General features: G+C 42.4%; 13 protein-coding genes. 1 reads left to right on the forward strand and 12 read right to left on the reverse strand.

Annotated elements, in window-relative coordinates; translation table 11 throughout:
• Positions 1-178: 178 nt before the first annotated feature.
• The gene (locus CTY48_RS10880; protein ID WP_099468517.1) at positions 179-1,375 is read left to right on the forward strand and encodes an LL-diaminopimelate aminotransferase; all 1,197 of its coding nucleotides are present in this window, start codon (positions 179-181) and stop codon (positions 1,373-1,375) included.
• 80 nt (positions 1,376-1,455) lie between these two features.
• On the opposite strand, the gene CTY48_RS10885 is transcribed toward CTY48_RS10880, so the two are convergent.
• The 12 genes from CTY48_RS10885 to rimO all read right to left on the reverse strand — a co-directional run bounded on the left by CTY48_RS10885 (position 1,456) and on the right by rimO (position 14,827).
• Positions 1,456-2,073 carry a uridine kinase family protein gene (locus tag CTY48_RS10885; RefSeq protein WP_099468518.1) on the reverse strand — a complete coding sequence of 206 codons (618 nt, stop codon included), beginning with the start codon at positions 2,071-2,073 and terminating at the stop codon, positions 1,456-1,458.
• 1 nt (position 2,074) lies between these two features.
• On the reverse strand, positions 2,075-2,605 hold the full coding sequence (locus tag CTY48_RS10890) for an ECF transporter S component (RefSeq protein WP_099468519.1): 531 nt from the start codon (positions 2,603-2,605) through the stop codon (positions 2,075-2,077).
• 141 nt (positions 2,606-2,746) lie between these two features.
• Positions 2,747-3,547 (reverse strand): histidinol-phosphatase HisJ family protein, encoded by an 801-nt coding sequence (locus CTY48_RS10895; RefSeq protein ID WP_180272711.1) that lies wholly within the window; start codon positions 3,545-3,547, stop codon positions 2,747-2,749.
• Between the two features lie 280 nt (positions 3,548-3,827).
• A complete protein-coding gene (locus tag CTY48_RS10900; protein WP_099468521.1) occupies positions 3,828-4,499 on the reverse strand; it encodes an ABC transporter ATP-binding protein in 672 nt (223 codons plus the stop codon).
• A gap of 4 nt (positions 4,500-4,503) precedes the next feature.
• Complete coding sequence (locus CTY48_RS10905) at positions 4,504-5,418, reverse strand: hypothetical protein (protein WP_099468522.1); 915 nt, start codon at positions 5,416-5,418, stop codon at positions 4,504-4,506.
• 11 nt (positions 5,419-5,429) lie between these two features.
• Positions 5,430-6,833, reverse strand: a complete 1,404-nt coding sequence (locus CTY48_RS10910) for an ABC transporter permease (RefSeq protein WP_099468523.1) — start codon at positions 6,831-6,833, stop codon at positions 5,430-5,432.
• Entirely contained in the window at positions 6,830-8,797 is a 1,968-nt protein-coding gene (locus CTY48_RS10915) for an efflux RND transporter periplasmic adaptor subunit (RefSeq protein ID WP_099468524.1), read from the reverse strand. The genes CTY48_RS10910 and CTY48_RS10915 overlap by 4 nt, the downstream gene beginning before the upstream one ends.
• A 212-nt stretch (positions 8,798-9,009) precedes the next feature.
• A complete protein-coding gene (locus CTY48_RS10920) occupies positions 9,010-11,097 on the reverse strand; it encodes a polyribonucleotide nucleotidyltransferase (protein WP_099468525.1) in 2,088 nt (695 codons plus the stop codon).
• A gap of 169 nt (positions 11,098-11,266) precedes the next feature.
• Positions 11,267-11,533: a 30S ribosomal protein S15 gene (gene rpsO / locus CTY48_RS10925; RefSeq protein WP_099468526.1), complete on the reverse strand. Its 267-nt coding sequence runs from the start codon at positions 11,531-11,533 to the stop codon at positions 11,267-11,269.
• A gap of 185 nt (positions 11,534-11,718) precedes the next feature.
• Positions 11,719-12,957: a competence/damage-inducible protein A gene (locus CTY48_RS10930; RefSeq protein WP_099468527.1), complete on the reverse strand. Its 1,239-nt coding sequence runs from the start codon at positions 12,955-12,957 to the stop codon at positions 11,719-11,721.
• Positions 12,958-13,506 carry a CDP-diacylglycerol--glycerol-3-phosphate 3-phosphatidyltransferase gene (gene pgsA / locus CTY48_RS10935; protein WP_099468528.1) on the reverse strand — a complete coding sequence of 183 codons (549 nt, stop codon included), beginning with the start codon at positions 13,504-13,506 and terminating at the stop codon, positions 12,958-12,960. It abuts the gene before it with no gap.
• Complete coding sequence (gene rimO / locus CTY48_RS10940) at positions 13,490-14,827, reverse strand: 30S ribosomal protein S12 methylthiotransferase RimO (protein ID WP_099468529.1); 1,338 nt, start codon at positions 14,825-14,827, stop codon at positions 13,490-13,492. Before rimO ends, pgsA begins: the two co-directional genes overlap by 17 nt.
• Positions 14,828-14,931: the final 104 nt, after the last annotated feature.

A 14,931-nucleotide genomic window follows, 5' to 3' on the forward strand; every position in this document is an offset into this window, starting at 1 on the left:
GTAAAAGTCTTCTCACTATGATGCTTTGCTATACTGCACCAAAGTAAATTTAATAAAATTTTACTCCTTGACAAAATTTGAAAGCACTTAATAGTTAATTATTATCAAAAGCGTAGTCTTGACAAAGAACACTATCTTTGATAACATAAGGAAAAACGAAGTGATAAGGAGAAATCGTATGGCAAAGTTAAATGAAAACTATTTGAATTTGAAAGAAAGTTATTTATTCTCAGAAATTGCTCATCGTGTAGAAAAATATTCTGCCGCTAATCCTGATAAAAAAATAATTCGCCTTGGTATCGGTGATGTTACCCTTCCAATCGGCAGTACAATGATAAATGCTCTTCACGAGGGCGTAGATGCAATGGCTTCCTCTGACACCTTTAAGGGTTATGGACCGGAAAGAGGCTATGACTTTGTCCGAAACGCTATTGTAGACTATTATAATAGAAACGGTGTTTCTGTTGAGGCTGATGAAATTTTCATCTCCGACGGAGCCAAGAGTGATACCGGAAATATAACAGACCTGTTTGATAAAGACAATGTGGTTATGGTACCGGACCCTGTATATCCGGTTTATGTGGATACAAACACAATGGACGGAAGAAAAATCATCTACATCAATGCAAATGCAGAGAACAATTTCCTCCCGATGCCGGATAAAAATGTTCATGCAGATCTTATTTACATCTGCTCCCCGAACAATCCGACCGGTGCAACCTACAACAAGGAGCAGTTGAAGGAATGGGTTGATTACGCACTTGAAAATAACGCCATTATTCTTTTTGACTCTGCTTATGAAGCATTTATTACAGACGAGACACTTCCAAGAAGTATTTTTGCGATTGAGGGTGCAAAAAAATGTGCGATTGAGTTCTGCTCTCTCTCAAAGACTGCCGGCTTTACCGGTACACGCTGCGGCTACACCATCGTTCCGAAGGCTCTTACCATGACTGCTTCCACCGGTGCAGAAATGTCCTTAAATGCTATGTGGAACAGAAGACAGTCAACAAAGTTTAACGGTGTTTCCTATATCGTACAAAATGGTGCTGCTGCTGCTTTCTCCGAAGAGGGAATGGCACAGTCCAGAGAAAACATTAAGTTTTATCAGGAAAATGCCAAAATTATTGCAGATTGCCTGGCAAAGAAAAATGTACGTTATTTTGGCGGTGTAAACTCCCCTTATATCTGGTTTGAATGCCCGAAAGGAATGGATTCTTGGACGTTCTTTGATTATCTGTTAGAAAATGTTCAGGTAGTCGGAACACCGGGTGCAGGCTTTGGTGAAAACGGACAGAACTTTTTCCGCTTGACCTCATTTGGAAACAGAGAAAATACAATTGAGGCAATGAAGAGAATAGAAGGACTTTTATAGTCGTCATTTCTAAGAAATCATATGCCCTGATATAAAAATTCCGAGGAAGTCTCATATTTTGAGAACTCCTCGGAATTTTCTTATCTGCTGCCCCATTCAATACGGATACAGCCCTCTTCAATTTGAAATGTCTGAAAATATATATTTTCCTTCGGTATCCATTCCTCTATAAACCGTTTTAATTTCTCCTCACCGTTTCTCTCTCTTATGTTTGCGATTTGCTCCTCATCATCGATATTCAAGAAAATATTTATATCATATGGATTTTTAAAATATGGATGCATACTGTAAGAGCCCTCCATGATGTTCAACCTGCTTTTAAAAATCAATGTCTCCTGCTTGAATTGTTTCGTCATGCAGTCATATGGCTTATAGCTCACAGTCTCACCGCTTAAAACGGGTTCAACAACCTCCGCGCGAAACCTCTCATAGTCCACATTTCCGCCTATTTCAAGAAACCGCTCCTTTGTCCTCTGGTGCTCCTGCAAAAAGAAATCGTCCAGATGAAATAAATTGCAGCCATAAAGCTCCTGTAAATAGTAACCCAATGTCGTCTTCCCGCTTGCGCATTTTCCATCAATCGCAATGAGTAAGATATCCTTGCTCGAATTTGATAAAAGCTTGTCAATTGCTTCCCTTGCAGGTGCAAATCTCTTCGCACAGGCCTCTTTCATGATATTCTTCTGCTCTTTTACCATTTTATCTCTCCACTTGCACTTTTCTCATTTGATACATAATCGCCGGAATGATAATCAGTTGAATTATGATGCCCGGAATTGCATTAGCAAAGCCCTGCACCAAAAATATTTGCCAGGTAAACGCATTTCCCAGCGCAGCAAACAATCCGTAGGAAACAACTCCCCACACCATTCTGCCAAGTATCATCGCGATAATTAAGGAAATATAAATACTCAAACGTTTCCCTTTTATTCTGTTATACATCACACCGGTAACAAGTCCATATGTAGCAAGCTCTGCTGCCATGGAAATTGCAGTCGGCATCATTGCCGGCATTCCAAACAACACGCTTCGAAGCAGCGGTGTGATAAGTCCCACAAGAAAACCATAAGGTCCGCCACATATAAATCCGCACAATAGAATCGGAATATGCATCGGAAGCAGCATATTTCCTATACTTGGAATCTGCATCGTGACAAAAGGCAGTATAATACCCAGTGCAATAAAAAATGCGGATAAAACCAGTTTCGTTGTCTTATTTTTCAGTGTCATTTTAAGCCTCCGTTAAGTCGTTTTTCCTATCAATTTTATTATAACTGATAGCGGATGAGTTTCCCATCAAGAATCTATTATAAGCCTTAAAGCACTCTCTAGGTCAAGATTTTTTTATAAAATACTTTATAAAATGTATAGTTAAATCCTCTGAAAAATTGGCTTTCTATTCTCAAAAACAGTAATATACTGAAAACCTACTTCCCTCAAAATATCCTGCCCTTGCCTGATTGTAACGCCCAGATGCTCCGTTTTATGAGCGTCTGTCCCTACCGTAACAATCTCTCCGCCGCAATCATGATAGAGCTTTAGCACCGAAAGAGGCGGCATCGTTTCATTCATCTCCTGCAGCAGCCCTGATGTATTTACCTCAATTCCCTTCCCTCTTTCCGTCACAATGCCAAAAAGCCTTCGAAAGCCCTCCTCATAGCGGGTCAAATCAAGCCGAATTCCTTCTCTTTGATACATGTACCTAAGCGGATAGGTGAGATGTCCCAAAACATCATAGTCATAGTTAGCCGCCAGTTCAATTAAGCTGTCCAAATACTCCTCATATACCTGATAGCAATCCAGCTTCTTAAAATCATACTCATATACGTCGATATCATCCTTTATATTATGGACGGAGCCTATGACAAAATCCAGAGGATTTTCCTCCAAAAACCTCTTGCTCTCCTTTGGATTTGCCTGTGGCTGTCCAAGCTCTGCCCCTTTTCGGATAATCAGTCTGCCCGCAAACTTCTCCTTTACTCTCTCGATTTCCTGATATAAGGGCTTACAGTCCAAAATATGCTCATATTCCCTGTTGCTGAAAATATCCATATGATCCGTCAGGGCAATTTCATTTAGCCCAATCTCTATCGCCTTATTGCAAATATCCTCTATCTCTTCTGTTCCATCAAAGGAATACTTTGTATGAACATGATAATCCGCTAAATACATACCGTACCTCATACCTTTCTTATACCGTGAAATCAAAGCTCTTCTGATTTTGTTTTAATTTGATTATATACCAACTTACAAGACTCTGCAATCTGCTCGGGTGTAAAGTAACAACTTCTACTCCACGAGATACGCATAATATCTTGTGCCAGAATAAGTGCAAAGCACCTTTTGACACTCTAATCATCATAGGAAATTACAAAGCAATTTCCTATGATATAAAAAACCGCCGTGAACTTCAAAACGTCACGACGGTTTATATTTTACACGCTATGTAATTTTATTCAAACATTTCACCATCAATAATTCGCACGATACGCTTGGCATTTTCGGCTACGGACAAATCATGGGTAATCATAATAATTGTATTTCCCATCTCATTCAGCTTCCTAAATAAGCCCAAAACCTCCTGGCCTGTATTTCTGTCCAAGGCTCCTGTCGGCTCATCTGCAAGCAAAATAGCCGGATTTCCAACCAATGCCCTCGCAATCGCCACACGCTGCTGCTGTCCGCCTGACAGTTCACTTGGCTTATGCTTTAATCGCTTATCCAGACCGAGCATCTCAATCGTCTCTCTGCACTCCTCCTCCGCCTGCGTATGACTCTTTCCGCGGACCAGAAGAGGCATAATAATATTTTGCATTACCGTGTAGGTTGGTATCAGATGATACTTCTGAAAAATAAATCCTATTTCATGATTTCTTATCTTCGTCAGATTTTTTTCCTTTGTTTCATGTATCGGCAATGAGTTTAGAAAATATTCTCCTGTATCCGCTACATCCATGCAGCCGATAATATTCATAAGTGTTGATTTTCCCGAGCCGGAGGGTCCAAGTATTGCCAGATAGTCTCCTTTTTCCACCTCAAGGTTAATGTTTTTCAACACTTCCAGTCTTTCATTTCCAACGTCATACCCTTTGCATACGTCCTTTATCTTAATCATTACTTCCATGCGATTACCCCACAATATATATGGCAACAATAACATCTTCGCCATCTTCATTTTTTTCTGTCACAATTTTCAGTGTATTATCAACTGCAATTCTGGAAAATGTTGTAACCGTTCCTAGAAGCGTTGTGACCGGTGTTCCGACCGGTATGGTGGTTGTCATCTCTTCACCTGTCAAGGTGTACATCGTTATCTGTTGTTGAGACTCCTTCTCTGAAGTCTCTCCATCCTCCGAAGTATCTCCGGACCAATCACCTCTTGACGGCATATCTCCTGATGGCATGTCACCAGACGGCATGTCGCCTGATGGCGTACCACCTGACGGCATGGAAGCTTGTTCCGTACTTCCTGCTGTTGCTGTACTTGCAGTCTGGTCACTGCTTCCTGCTGTTGCTGTGCTTGCGGCCTGGTCACTGCTTCCTGCTTCTCCTGTGCTTGCGGTCTGGTCACTGCTTCCTGTTTCTCCTGTGCTTGCAGATTGGCTATCACTTGAGGTTGTGCTGCCTGACTGCTTCCTTACTCCTGACTTCTGACTATTCTCCGTTGCAGTACTGTCCGATTGGCTTTCGTCTGTTTGCGCCGTACCTGCAGATTGGTCGCTGCTTACCGCCACATCTGCGTCTGTAGGCTGTTCACCGCCTTCCACGACTGCTTCACTGTCACCTGTTGCAGCTTCCGTATCCTGCTCTGTGCCACTTCCCTGCCCTCGCATCTGCTGCTTCATTTCCGTTTCATCCACTTCTTCCGCCAGAGCAAGCGTAATTTCATTTCCATAGATGGCTGTCACCTGAGCAATAACAAGATTTTGATTGCTTTCCAATTCAAGTTCTCCGTCCAGAGCCTTATTGCCCGTACTGTTGCTGTCACCACAGCCTGTTATAACAAGAATACATATACATAAAATGGCTGTTAATCTCTTCATCTCCATATCTCCTATTCTTCGCTTAATGCCTCTACTGGCACTAAGTTAGATGCCTTGAGAGCCGGATAAAAGCCAAATAATGTTCCTGTTAATATTGCAAACAGCACCGCAATGATATCTCCCGCAAGAGATGCCTCCACGCGGACTCCGAACATTTCCACAAGCGGAATTACAAGAAAGCTTACAACTACGCCGAGAACACCTCCGAGTGTACTGATAAATGCGGCCTCCAGCAAAAACTCCACCAGAATATCCTTCTTCGAGCAGCCAATCGCTTTCAGAATACCGATTTCCTTTGTTCTCTCCTTGACGGAAACAAATAATACATTCATAATTCCGATGCCGCCAACGATAAATACAATACTTGCCATCGCAGCAAGGAGCATGGTCAGTGTATTGGAAGAGGATTTTGCTGCCTCCATCTTACTTCCCGCATCCGTAATTGTAAATTCTGCATTCGGATAGGTTTCCGCCAGTACGCTCTCAATATTTTCCACAACTGTGTCAACGTTGTTGACATCCTCCGCAATTACAGTAATTGTAGGGCTTACATCGGTTCCTGTGATATACTTGGTCGCTGTATTGTATGGAACAAAAATTGCCTCATCCGGACTGATACCCGAGGATACTGTTCCCATTTGTGCCAGAACACCGTTTACCACATACGGTCTTTCATCTATGTATATCGTGCTGTCATAGGCATCCATTGCGCTTCCGAATATTTCCGTTGCCAGCGTATATCCGATGATACAAATCTTTTCTTTATTTTCATTATTGCCGTCTGTTATAAAATCTCCGATTTCCATAGACAGGTTGCTCATGCTTGCATAATTGCTCTGAACACCGGCAACTGTATAAGAGGTTTCCTCTTCCAGTTCACCGCCTGTCACAGTGCTTTTTGTTGTAAGTGATATTGTTACATCTTCTATCCCCGGCACAAAAACCTGTAAATCATCTACATCATCTTCGCTGAGCGTTATTTTTTCCTGATTTAGCATGGAATCTTCAAAACTTCCCATTCCACCGCCTATCATAAATCCACTGTCGCCGCCCATGGAAGGCATTCCCCCTCCAAAAGAGCTGCTGCCACCGGAGGAACTGCTGCCTCCTGACGGCATTCCTCCTCCGCCTGAGGGCATCCCGCCTCCTGACGGCATTCCTCCGCCGCCGCCAAATCCGCTCTCCATACTGCCTCCGGAAGAGCTTTCATCATCCACCGCATAAGAAATGTCAATTGCTCCGGCATTTAAATTCTTAAACTGGTCCGCCACTTCCATCTGCCCGCCACGTCCTACGGCAATTACCATAACGATGGTTGCAGCCCCTACTATAATACCTACAGAGGTAAGCAGTACCTTGAATTTATTTTGTACGATATTAAGCCAGACAATTCTGATTAGTTCGCTTAATGTCACTCTGATTTCACCTGACTTTCGATTAGTGCTGTTTCACCTTCTGTTAATCCGCTTACAATTTCCACGTTGCTGCCATCTGAAAATCCTGTTGTTACCTCACGTTTTTCAATGTTACCTGCGCTGTCTTTTACCTTTACATAAGTTTTGGTATCCTCTGTGATAATCGCCTTATTCGAAACATAGAGCACATTATCCATCTCTTTCGTTATAAAGGTGACATTTGCAGTCATTCCGGAATACAGTGCAGAGACATCCCCGTTCACCTGAACCGTTACAGCGTAACTTACCGTAGAAGAACGCTCAGAGGTTGGGCTTGTCGCAATTTCCGCAACCGTTCCTTCATATGTAGTTCCTGTGTATGCGGTAAAATCAATATTAACTGAGTCTCCTACTGCAATAGCTGCCACATCCTCCTGATCGACAGATACACTGATTGTCACATCTTCTGGGTTTCCATATGTTACAATGGCAGTGGCAGAAGAAATTTCATCACCTACTGCATATCCAACTGACACAATGGTTCCCGCAAAGTCAGCTTTCACGATACCGTCCACTACCAATGCATTAAAGTGATCCAGTGCTTCCTGTGCCTCTTCGAGTGTTTCCTCTGCATCGGTCACATCATCATCAATTCCGTTTGTTTCAATATCATACAAGGTACTTGCATTATTACTTGTAATCTGGTCTTCCTTCAAGGCTTCCTCTGCATCAATAAGACCCGTCGTCTGATCCGCCACTGCCTTATCATAAGATGCCTTTAATGAATCATATTCTTGTTCCTTTTCTGCCAATGCAGTCTCGCCTTGCGCTACCATCTCATTGTAAGATGCTAAGCCTGCCTCATAGCTGTCATAGGCAGAGGAATAACTGGATTTTGCAGCTGACAGATTGCTCTTTGCTGTCGCGTAGCTTTCCTTTGCTGTTTTATAGCTTGCATTTGCCGTCTCATAATCGGCACTGACCTTCTCATATTCTGCCTTTAATTCGTCTAATGTCTTTTCGTTTGTCTGCGTTGCATCATAGCTGCTAATCTGAGTTTTTAAGACTTCTGCCTGTGCCTTTAAATCTGCTGCCTGTGTCTTTAGATCTGCCACCTGTGTTTTTAGGGTTGCCGCTTCCTCTTTGTACTGGCTGATTAACGCTTCATATTTATCTACATTCGCAATTAATTCATCGATTTTATATTCTTCGTAATATTTTTCATTCCAATCCTCGGTAAAGGTCGAAACCTCATCCTCCCAATCTGCAATGGCATCCGATGCATCATCTACTGCATCCTCCAAATCCTGTGCTGTCTTATTGTAGCCAGCCGATGAAGTAGATCCGATTGCTGTGTTGGATTTATAAGTATAGTCTGCTGAATTCTGCGCTAGCGCTCTCTCAATGTTTTCGTTTTCCACGTTGAGCTGTGCTGTTTTAACAGCGGCTTCCAGGTATTTTAATACCTTTTGATAGCTCTTGTCGGTAACCTTTAAAATCTGGTCCCCCTCACTCACCGACTGGCTGGATGCCACATAGATTTCCTCTACCTCCAATGCAGGAGCCGAAGAGCTTGACGAGCTTGATGTACTTCCTGAACTGCTTCCCGTCGTACTGCTGGAGGTTCCCGTTGTACCGGAACTGCTTGTGGAAGAGCTGCCTGATGTGCTGCTGGTAGATTGGGTTACCGATACCGCATCCACATCATAATCAAGTGTCTCGGTTCCGATGGAAGTATTTCCACTCTCCGTGATACCGACTGTCAAATTTCCATATTGCACCTGTGTTTCCTTGTAAACTACATTTTCTTCATCTGACGATGAGGCAGAAGCATTTGCTGCCACAATTCCGCTTACCGCCAAAACAGCCGCGATACCTAAACTGATATATACCTTTTTATCTTTCTTTCCCAGCTTTTCCTTTACCGTGACTAATTTTTCTTTCATTTTTTCTGCTAGTTGCTTGACCTTAGTTTGTCCTGACATAGTGACCTCCCTGTGTTATCATAATTAAATTAAGGTTAGCATTGCAATGTGATTGTTAGGTGATAAAAATGTGCAATCATTGTTAATTCTTGGCTATATAAGCTGTCTTACGCAATACTCCTCCTCTATTCCAGGTGGCAAAAGTGCACCGTAACCTCCCAAGAATCAAAAGAAGCTCCGCCTAAGCGAAACTTCTTTTTTATATCTATCTTTTATTCTGCTAAATCCTTCATGCTCAAGTTAATTCTTCCCATCTTGTCCACTTCGATTACTTTTACAGTGACAACGTCTCCGATGTTTACCACATCCTCTACCTTGTTCACACGCTCCTTGGACAGCTTGGAAATATGAATTAAACCGTCTTTGTTCGGCGCAAGCTCAACGAACGCACCAAACTGCATAATTCTTACAACCTTACCAGTCATTATCTGACCTGCTTCAATATCGGTTACAATAGCCAAGATTATCTCTTTTGCTCTTGCAATTCCTTCTTCCTCAATACCACAGATTGAAACTCTTCCGTCATCCGTAATATCAATCTTAACTCCGGTTTCCTCAATAATCTTATTGATGGTCTTTCCCTTCTGTCCGATTATTTCACTAATCTTGGAAGGATCAACCTGAAGCTGAATAATCTTCGGAGCATACTTTCCTACTTCCGCTCTTGGTTCTGCGATGGCAGGAATCAGAACCTCATTTAAGATAAAGGTTCTTGCTTCTTTTGTTTTCCTGATTGCTTCTTCAATAATCGGTCTGGTCAGTCCATGAATCTTGATATCCATCTGGATTGCGGTAATACCGTCATGTGTACCTGCTACCTTAAAGTCCATGTCGCCGAAGAAATCTTCAAGTCCCTGAATATCAGTCAAAACAAGATAATCATCGTCGGTATCTCCTGTCACAAGACCTGTTGAAATACCTGCAACCGGCTTTTTAATCGGAACACCCGCTGCCATCAAGGACAATGTAGACGCACATACACTTGCCTGTGAGGTTGAGCCGTTTGACTCAAAAGTCTCGGATACCGTTCTGATTGCATATGGAAATTCCTCTTCGCTTGGAAGTACAGGAAGTAACGCTTTCTCTGCTAACGCACCATGTCCGATTTCACGACGTCCCGGTCCTCTGGAAGGCTTTGTCTCACCTACGGAGTAGGATGGGAAGTTATAGTGGTGCATATATCTCTTTGTTTTTTCTGCCTCATCTAAACCATCAATTCTCTGTGCATCCGATAATGGTGCCAAAGTTGTGATGGTACAAATCTGAGTCTGTCCGCGTGTAAACATACCGGAACCATGTACTCTTGGTATAATATCAATTTCAGCAGAAAGCTTTCTGATTTCATCGATTGCTCTTCCGTCCGGTCTCTTCTGATCCTTTAAAATCATTTTACGAACAGTCTTCTTCTGATACTGGTACAATGCCTCATCCACAAGCGGAAGCCATTCTTCCTTCTCTGCAAATGCTTCATTGAATTTATCTCTGATCTTTCTGATATTTTCTTCTCTAACCTGCTTTACATCTGTAAACACCGCTGTTTCCATTTCTTCCGGTGTCACAATTTCCTTCATTGCTGCAAATAATTCCTCCGGAATTGCACAGCTTTCATAGGAATGCTTCTCTTTTCCGCACTCTGCCACGATTTGATTGATAAACTCAATTACCTTCTGGTTCACTTCGTGTGCTGCGAAAATAGCTTCTATCATTTTATCCTCCGGCACTTCATTTGCACCGGCTTCAATCATAATTACCTTCTCACTTGTAGAAGCAACCGTAAGCTGTAAATCAGAGGTTGCCTTCTGCGCTGCGTTTGGATTAAATACAAACTCTCCCTCAACTAAGCCCACCTGTGTCGTTGCACAAGGACCGTCAAACGGAATATCTGAAATTGCGGTCGCAATTGCAGAACCAAGCATTGCAGTCAATTCAGGGCTGCAATCCGGATCAACAGATAACACAAGGTTATTTAACGTAACATCATTTCTGTAATCCTTTGGGAACAACGGACGCATCGGTCTATCGATTACTCTGGAGGTAAGAACTGCATTTTCAGATGCCTTTCCTTCTCTCTTATTAAATCCTCCCGGGATTTTTCCTACTGAATATAATTTCTCTTCATATTCCACGCTTAGAGGAAAGAAATCAATTCCTTCTCTTGGCTTCTCAGAAGCTGTAGCGGTTGACAATACAACGGTGTCTCCATAGTGCATAAATGCTGCACCGTTTGCCTGTGCTGCCACACGATTCACATCAACTGTCAGTGTTCTGCCAGCTAATTCCATTGAAAAACTCTTAAACATACTGTATCTCCTTTTCATTTTAGTGGCAAAAGATACCGAAACTACTGAAAAACATACTTTTCCTTAAAAATATCCTTTTCAGTGGTCTCGGGGACACTCCTTTGCCCATTCATTTTAATATAAAATATAGGGCGGATTTCTCCGCCCTAAGTTTACCATTTGGCAAAGATTACTTTCTGAGTCCTAAACGCTCAATTAAAGTACGATATCTTTCGATATCTGTCTTCTTTAAATATGCAAGTAATCCTCTTCTTTGACCAACCATTTTGAAGAGACCTCTTCTGGAATGATGATCTTTGTTGTTAATCTTTAAATGCCCTGTGAGCTCATTGATTCTCTCAGACAAAATTGCAATCTGAACCTCAGGTGATCCTGTGTCTCCCTCTGTTCTTGCATAATTCTTGATAATTTCTGCTTTCTTTTCCTTTGAAATCATGTTGATTTCCTCCTTCTTTTTAGACCGCCATATACTAAGAATTAGGTCGGAGTTGTCCAAATTCCGAATATTGGCTAAATTCTCATACTGAGATAGTATAACATAGATAAAAATTTATGTAAATACTATTTTTTAGCTATGAGCACTTAGTGACCGTGTTTCGATCACTTACTATTTTTCCCTTTTTAGACGTCCAAGATGCAGTCACGAAGTAAGGTCAATGCCTTCACAACAGACTGTTCTCTCACCTTCTGGCGGTTGCCTGTAAAATGGAATTCCTTAACGGTCACCTTGTGGTCCACACAGCAGGCAATATATACAAGTCCTACCGGCTTTTCATCGGTTCCGCCCTCCGGTCCCGCAATTCCGGTGATAGCAACACAAATATCAGAATCTGCCGCAATAACACCGCCTCTTGCCATCTCCTTCGCAGTCTTCGCACTCACAGCTCCGTGCTCCCTAAGTGTACTCTTCTGCACGCTTAACAGCTTTCTCTTCGCTTTGTTTGAATAGGTGATAAAGCCCTGACGAAATACATCGGACACTCCTGATACATTGACCAAACGTGCCGCCAGCATACCGCCGGTGCAAGACTCTGCCGTTGAGACGGTCAGCTTCTTTTTAATAAGCAGTTTTACGATCGACTCTTCTAATGTTTCCTCCTCATCGGTGGAATATACATTGCTTCCGAAGCGTGCCTTTAATTCCTTTACAACCGGCTTGATAAGCTTCTTCGCTTCCTCTTCATCCTTCGCCTTTGCCGTTACACGAAGGTGCACCTCGCCTACTTTTGCATAAGGTGCAATGGTCGGATTGGTCTGCTCGGCTATCATATCCTTTATCATCGTCTCCGCTGCACTCTCACCGATGCCGCATAGCTTAATCATCCTCGAATAAATAGTCTCTGGCTGAAGCTTATTTAAATAAGGCGCGATATCCTTCGTAAACATCGGAATTAACTCATTCGGAGGTCCCGGAAGAAGAATAACAGTTTTTCCGCCGTCCTCGATAATGATGCCGGGCGCTGTTCCGTTGTCATTGTCCACAACGATAGCTCCATCCGGCACAAGTGCCTGCTTCCAGTTGTTCTCCGTAATTATTGTCTGGTTTTTGCTGAAATACTGGGTAATTCTCTGTCTTGTGTGTGGATCCTCCACAAGCTCCTTTCCCATAACCTCGGAAGCTGCCTCCTTCGTCAAATCATCCTGAGTCGGTCCTAAGCCTCCTGTCATAATAACTACATCTGAGCGTCCAAGCGCTGTCTGCAGCGTCTCCTCAACTCGTTTTTGGTTGTCTCCGACAGAAGTCTGGTAATACAAAGATAATCCCAACGTTGCACACTTTTCTGCCAGAAAGCTGGCATTCGTGTTCACAATATTTCCGAGTAAAATTTCAGTTCCGACCGATATTAATTCCACTACCATTTATTTATTGCTCCCTTCACTTAACACATTCTTATTTTTTATCAAATAATCAATAAGTGACACAACTGTTAAAATCAATGCTAAGTAGATAAAAATATTTTCCAGTATGATATAAGCCGCTGCCTGGATATCGATGATGAGCAAAATAATCATAATCATCTGTGACACAGTCTTAAACTTGCCCCAGTAGCTTGCCGCAATGACAACCCCACTATCAGAGGCAACAAGACGAAATCCGCTTATGATAAACTCACGGCTTATAATTGTGATAACAATCCATGCAGGTAACTGCCCAAGCTCCACAAAGGAAATTAAAGCAGCACTTACAAGCAGCTTATCCGCCAATGGGTCCATAAACTTTCCAAAATTCGTTACAAGCTTATATTTTCTTGCCAGATATCCGTCCAGAAAGTCAGTGAAACTGGCTCCCGCAAACAATACAAGCGCAACATATTTTCCGTTTTCTCCCATAATATCCGTCAACATAAAAATCAAGAAGAACGGTATCATGATTACTCTTAATATGGTCAGTTTATTTGGTAAATTCATCTGCAATCTCTCCTATCAAATCATATTCCACAGCTCCGGTTACTTTGACCTTAACGAAATTTCCTGACACAAGCTCCTCGTCCGTGTTGATGAAAATATATCCGTCCACATTCGGGGCGTCCTTGTAGGTTCTCCCCACATAAGCATTTTCATCCACTACTTTTCCTTCAATGAGCACGGTAAGCACTCTTCCAAGCATATTATCCTCTCTGTCAAACACAATTTCCTGCTGAAGCTCCATAAGCTCCGCGCGTCTGTCCTGCTTGACTTCCTCGTCAATCTGCTCTGCCATAAGCGCTGCCGGGGTATCTTCCTCCGGTGAGTAGGTAAACACGCCAAGACGGTCAAATTCCATGTCATCAATAAAGCCCATAAGCTCCTCGTGCTGCTCCTGCGTCTCTCCCGGAAATCCGGTTATTAATGTTGTTCTGATTGCGATATCAGGTATCTCTTTTCGAAGTTTCTCTACAATGCTGATTAACTGCTCCTTGTCCGTTCTTCTTCCCATACGCTTGAGCACTTGATCATTTGCATGCTGTATCGGCAAATCCAGATAATGGCAAATTTTAGGCTCCGATTTTATCGTCTCAATCAACTCATCGGTAATTTCCTCCGGATAACAATATTGAATTCTGATCCAGTCAATTCCTCTGATTTTACAAAGCTCTTTCAAAAGTGTCGGGAGACTTTTCTTTCCGTATAAGTCTACGCCATAAAGTGTTGTCTCTTGCGCAACCAAAATCAGTTCTTTCACGCCCTGCTCAGCAAGTGCTGTGGCTTCCCCAATCAACTCTTCCATCGGCACACTTCTATAATTCCCTCTAATCTTTGGAATAATGCAGTAGGTACAGTGCTTATCGCATCCTTCTGCAATTTTTAAATGTGCATAGTAACCTCCCGTCGTCACAACACGGTTTACCTTGTGCTCCGGCAAGCGGTCCACATTTTCTAAAAACTGTGTCTTTTCGCCCTTTAAGCTGGCATTTACTGCCTCTAATATACTGTCAATGGAGGTTGTTCCCAAAATGGCATCTACCTCCTGAATTTCCTCCTGAATCTCCTGCTTATATCGTTGTGCCAAACAGCCTGCCGCAATCAACGCCTTACAATTTCCTGTTTTCTTATACTCTGCCATTTCCAAAAGCGTATTAATGCTCTCCTCCTTGGCATCGTTAATAAAACAACAGGTGTTTACGACAATTACGTCTGCCTGCGTCTCATCGTCTGTAAATTCAAAGCCCTCCTTGGACAATATTCCAAGCATAACCTCGGTATCGACTAAGTTTTTATCACAGCCGAGAGAAATAAAAAGTATTTTCATAATAATCTCCTAATTTTAATCCTAATTTCTTATCCTGACTCTAGTATTTATTCTAAACGCTCACCAAGAAAAGGTCAACTATAAACTACGCAAAGAGACTTTTA

The sequence above is a fragment of the Konateibacter massiliensis genome, assembly GCF_900184995.1.
Classification (GTDB): Bacteria; Bacillota; Clostridia; order Lachnospirales; family Lachnospiraceae; genus Lachnotalea; species Lachnotalea massiliensis.

Bases quoted from the DNA above. Each gene is read 5' to 3' on its own strand.
- CTY48_RS10880 (WP_099468517.1), top strand. From the start codon at position 179: ATGGCAAAGTTAAATGAAAACTATTTGAATTTGAAAGAAAGTTATTTA.
- CTY48_RS10885 (WP_099468518.1), bottom strand. From the start codon at position 2,073: ATGGTAAAAGAGCAGAAGAATATCATGAAAGAGGCCTGTGCGAAGAGA.
- CTY48_RS10890 (WP_099468519.1), bottom strand. From the start codon at position 2,605: ATGACACTGAAAAATAAGACAACGAAACTGGTTTTATCCGCATTTTTT.
- CTY48_RS10895 (WP_180272711.1), bottom strand. From the start codon at position 3,547: ATGTATTTAGCGGATTATCATGTTCATACAAAGTATTCCTTTGATGGA.
- CTY48_RS10900 (WP_099468521.1), bottom strand. From the start codon at position 4,499: ATGGAAGTAATGATTAAGATAAAGGACGTATGCAAAGGGTATGACGTT.
- CTY48_RS10905 (WP_099468522.1), bottom strand. From the start codon at position 5,418: ATGAAGAGATTAACAGCCATTTTATGTATATGTATTCTTGTTATAACA.
- CTY48_RS10915 (WP_099468524.1), bottom strand. From the start codon at position 8,797: ATGTCAGGACAAACTAAGGTCAAGCAACTAGCAGAAAAAATGAAAGAA.
- CTY48_RS10920 (WP_099468525.1), bottom strand. From the start codon at position 11,097: ATGTTTAAGAGTTTTTCAATGGAATTAGCTGGCAGAACACTGACAGTT.
- rpsO (WP_099468526.1), bottom strand. From the start codon at position 11,533: ATGATTTCAAAGGAAAAGAAAGCAGAAATTATCAAGAATTATGCAAGA.
- CTY48_RS10930 (WP_099468527.1), bottom strand. From the start codon at position 12,957: ATGGTAGTGGAATTAATATCGGTCGGAACTGAAATTTTACTCGGAAAT.
- pgsA (WP_099468528.1), bottom strand. From the start codon at position 13,506: ATGAATTTACCAAATAAACTGACCATATTAAGAGTAATCATGATACCG.
- rimO (WP_099468529.1), bottom strand. From the start codon at position 14,827: ATGAAAATACTTTTTATTTCTCTCGGCTGTGATAAAAACTTAGTCGAT.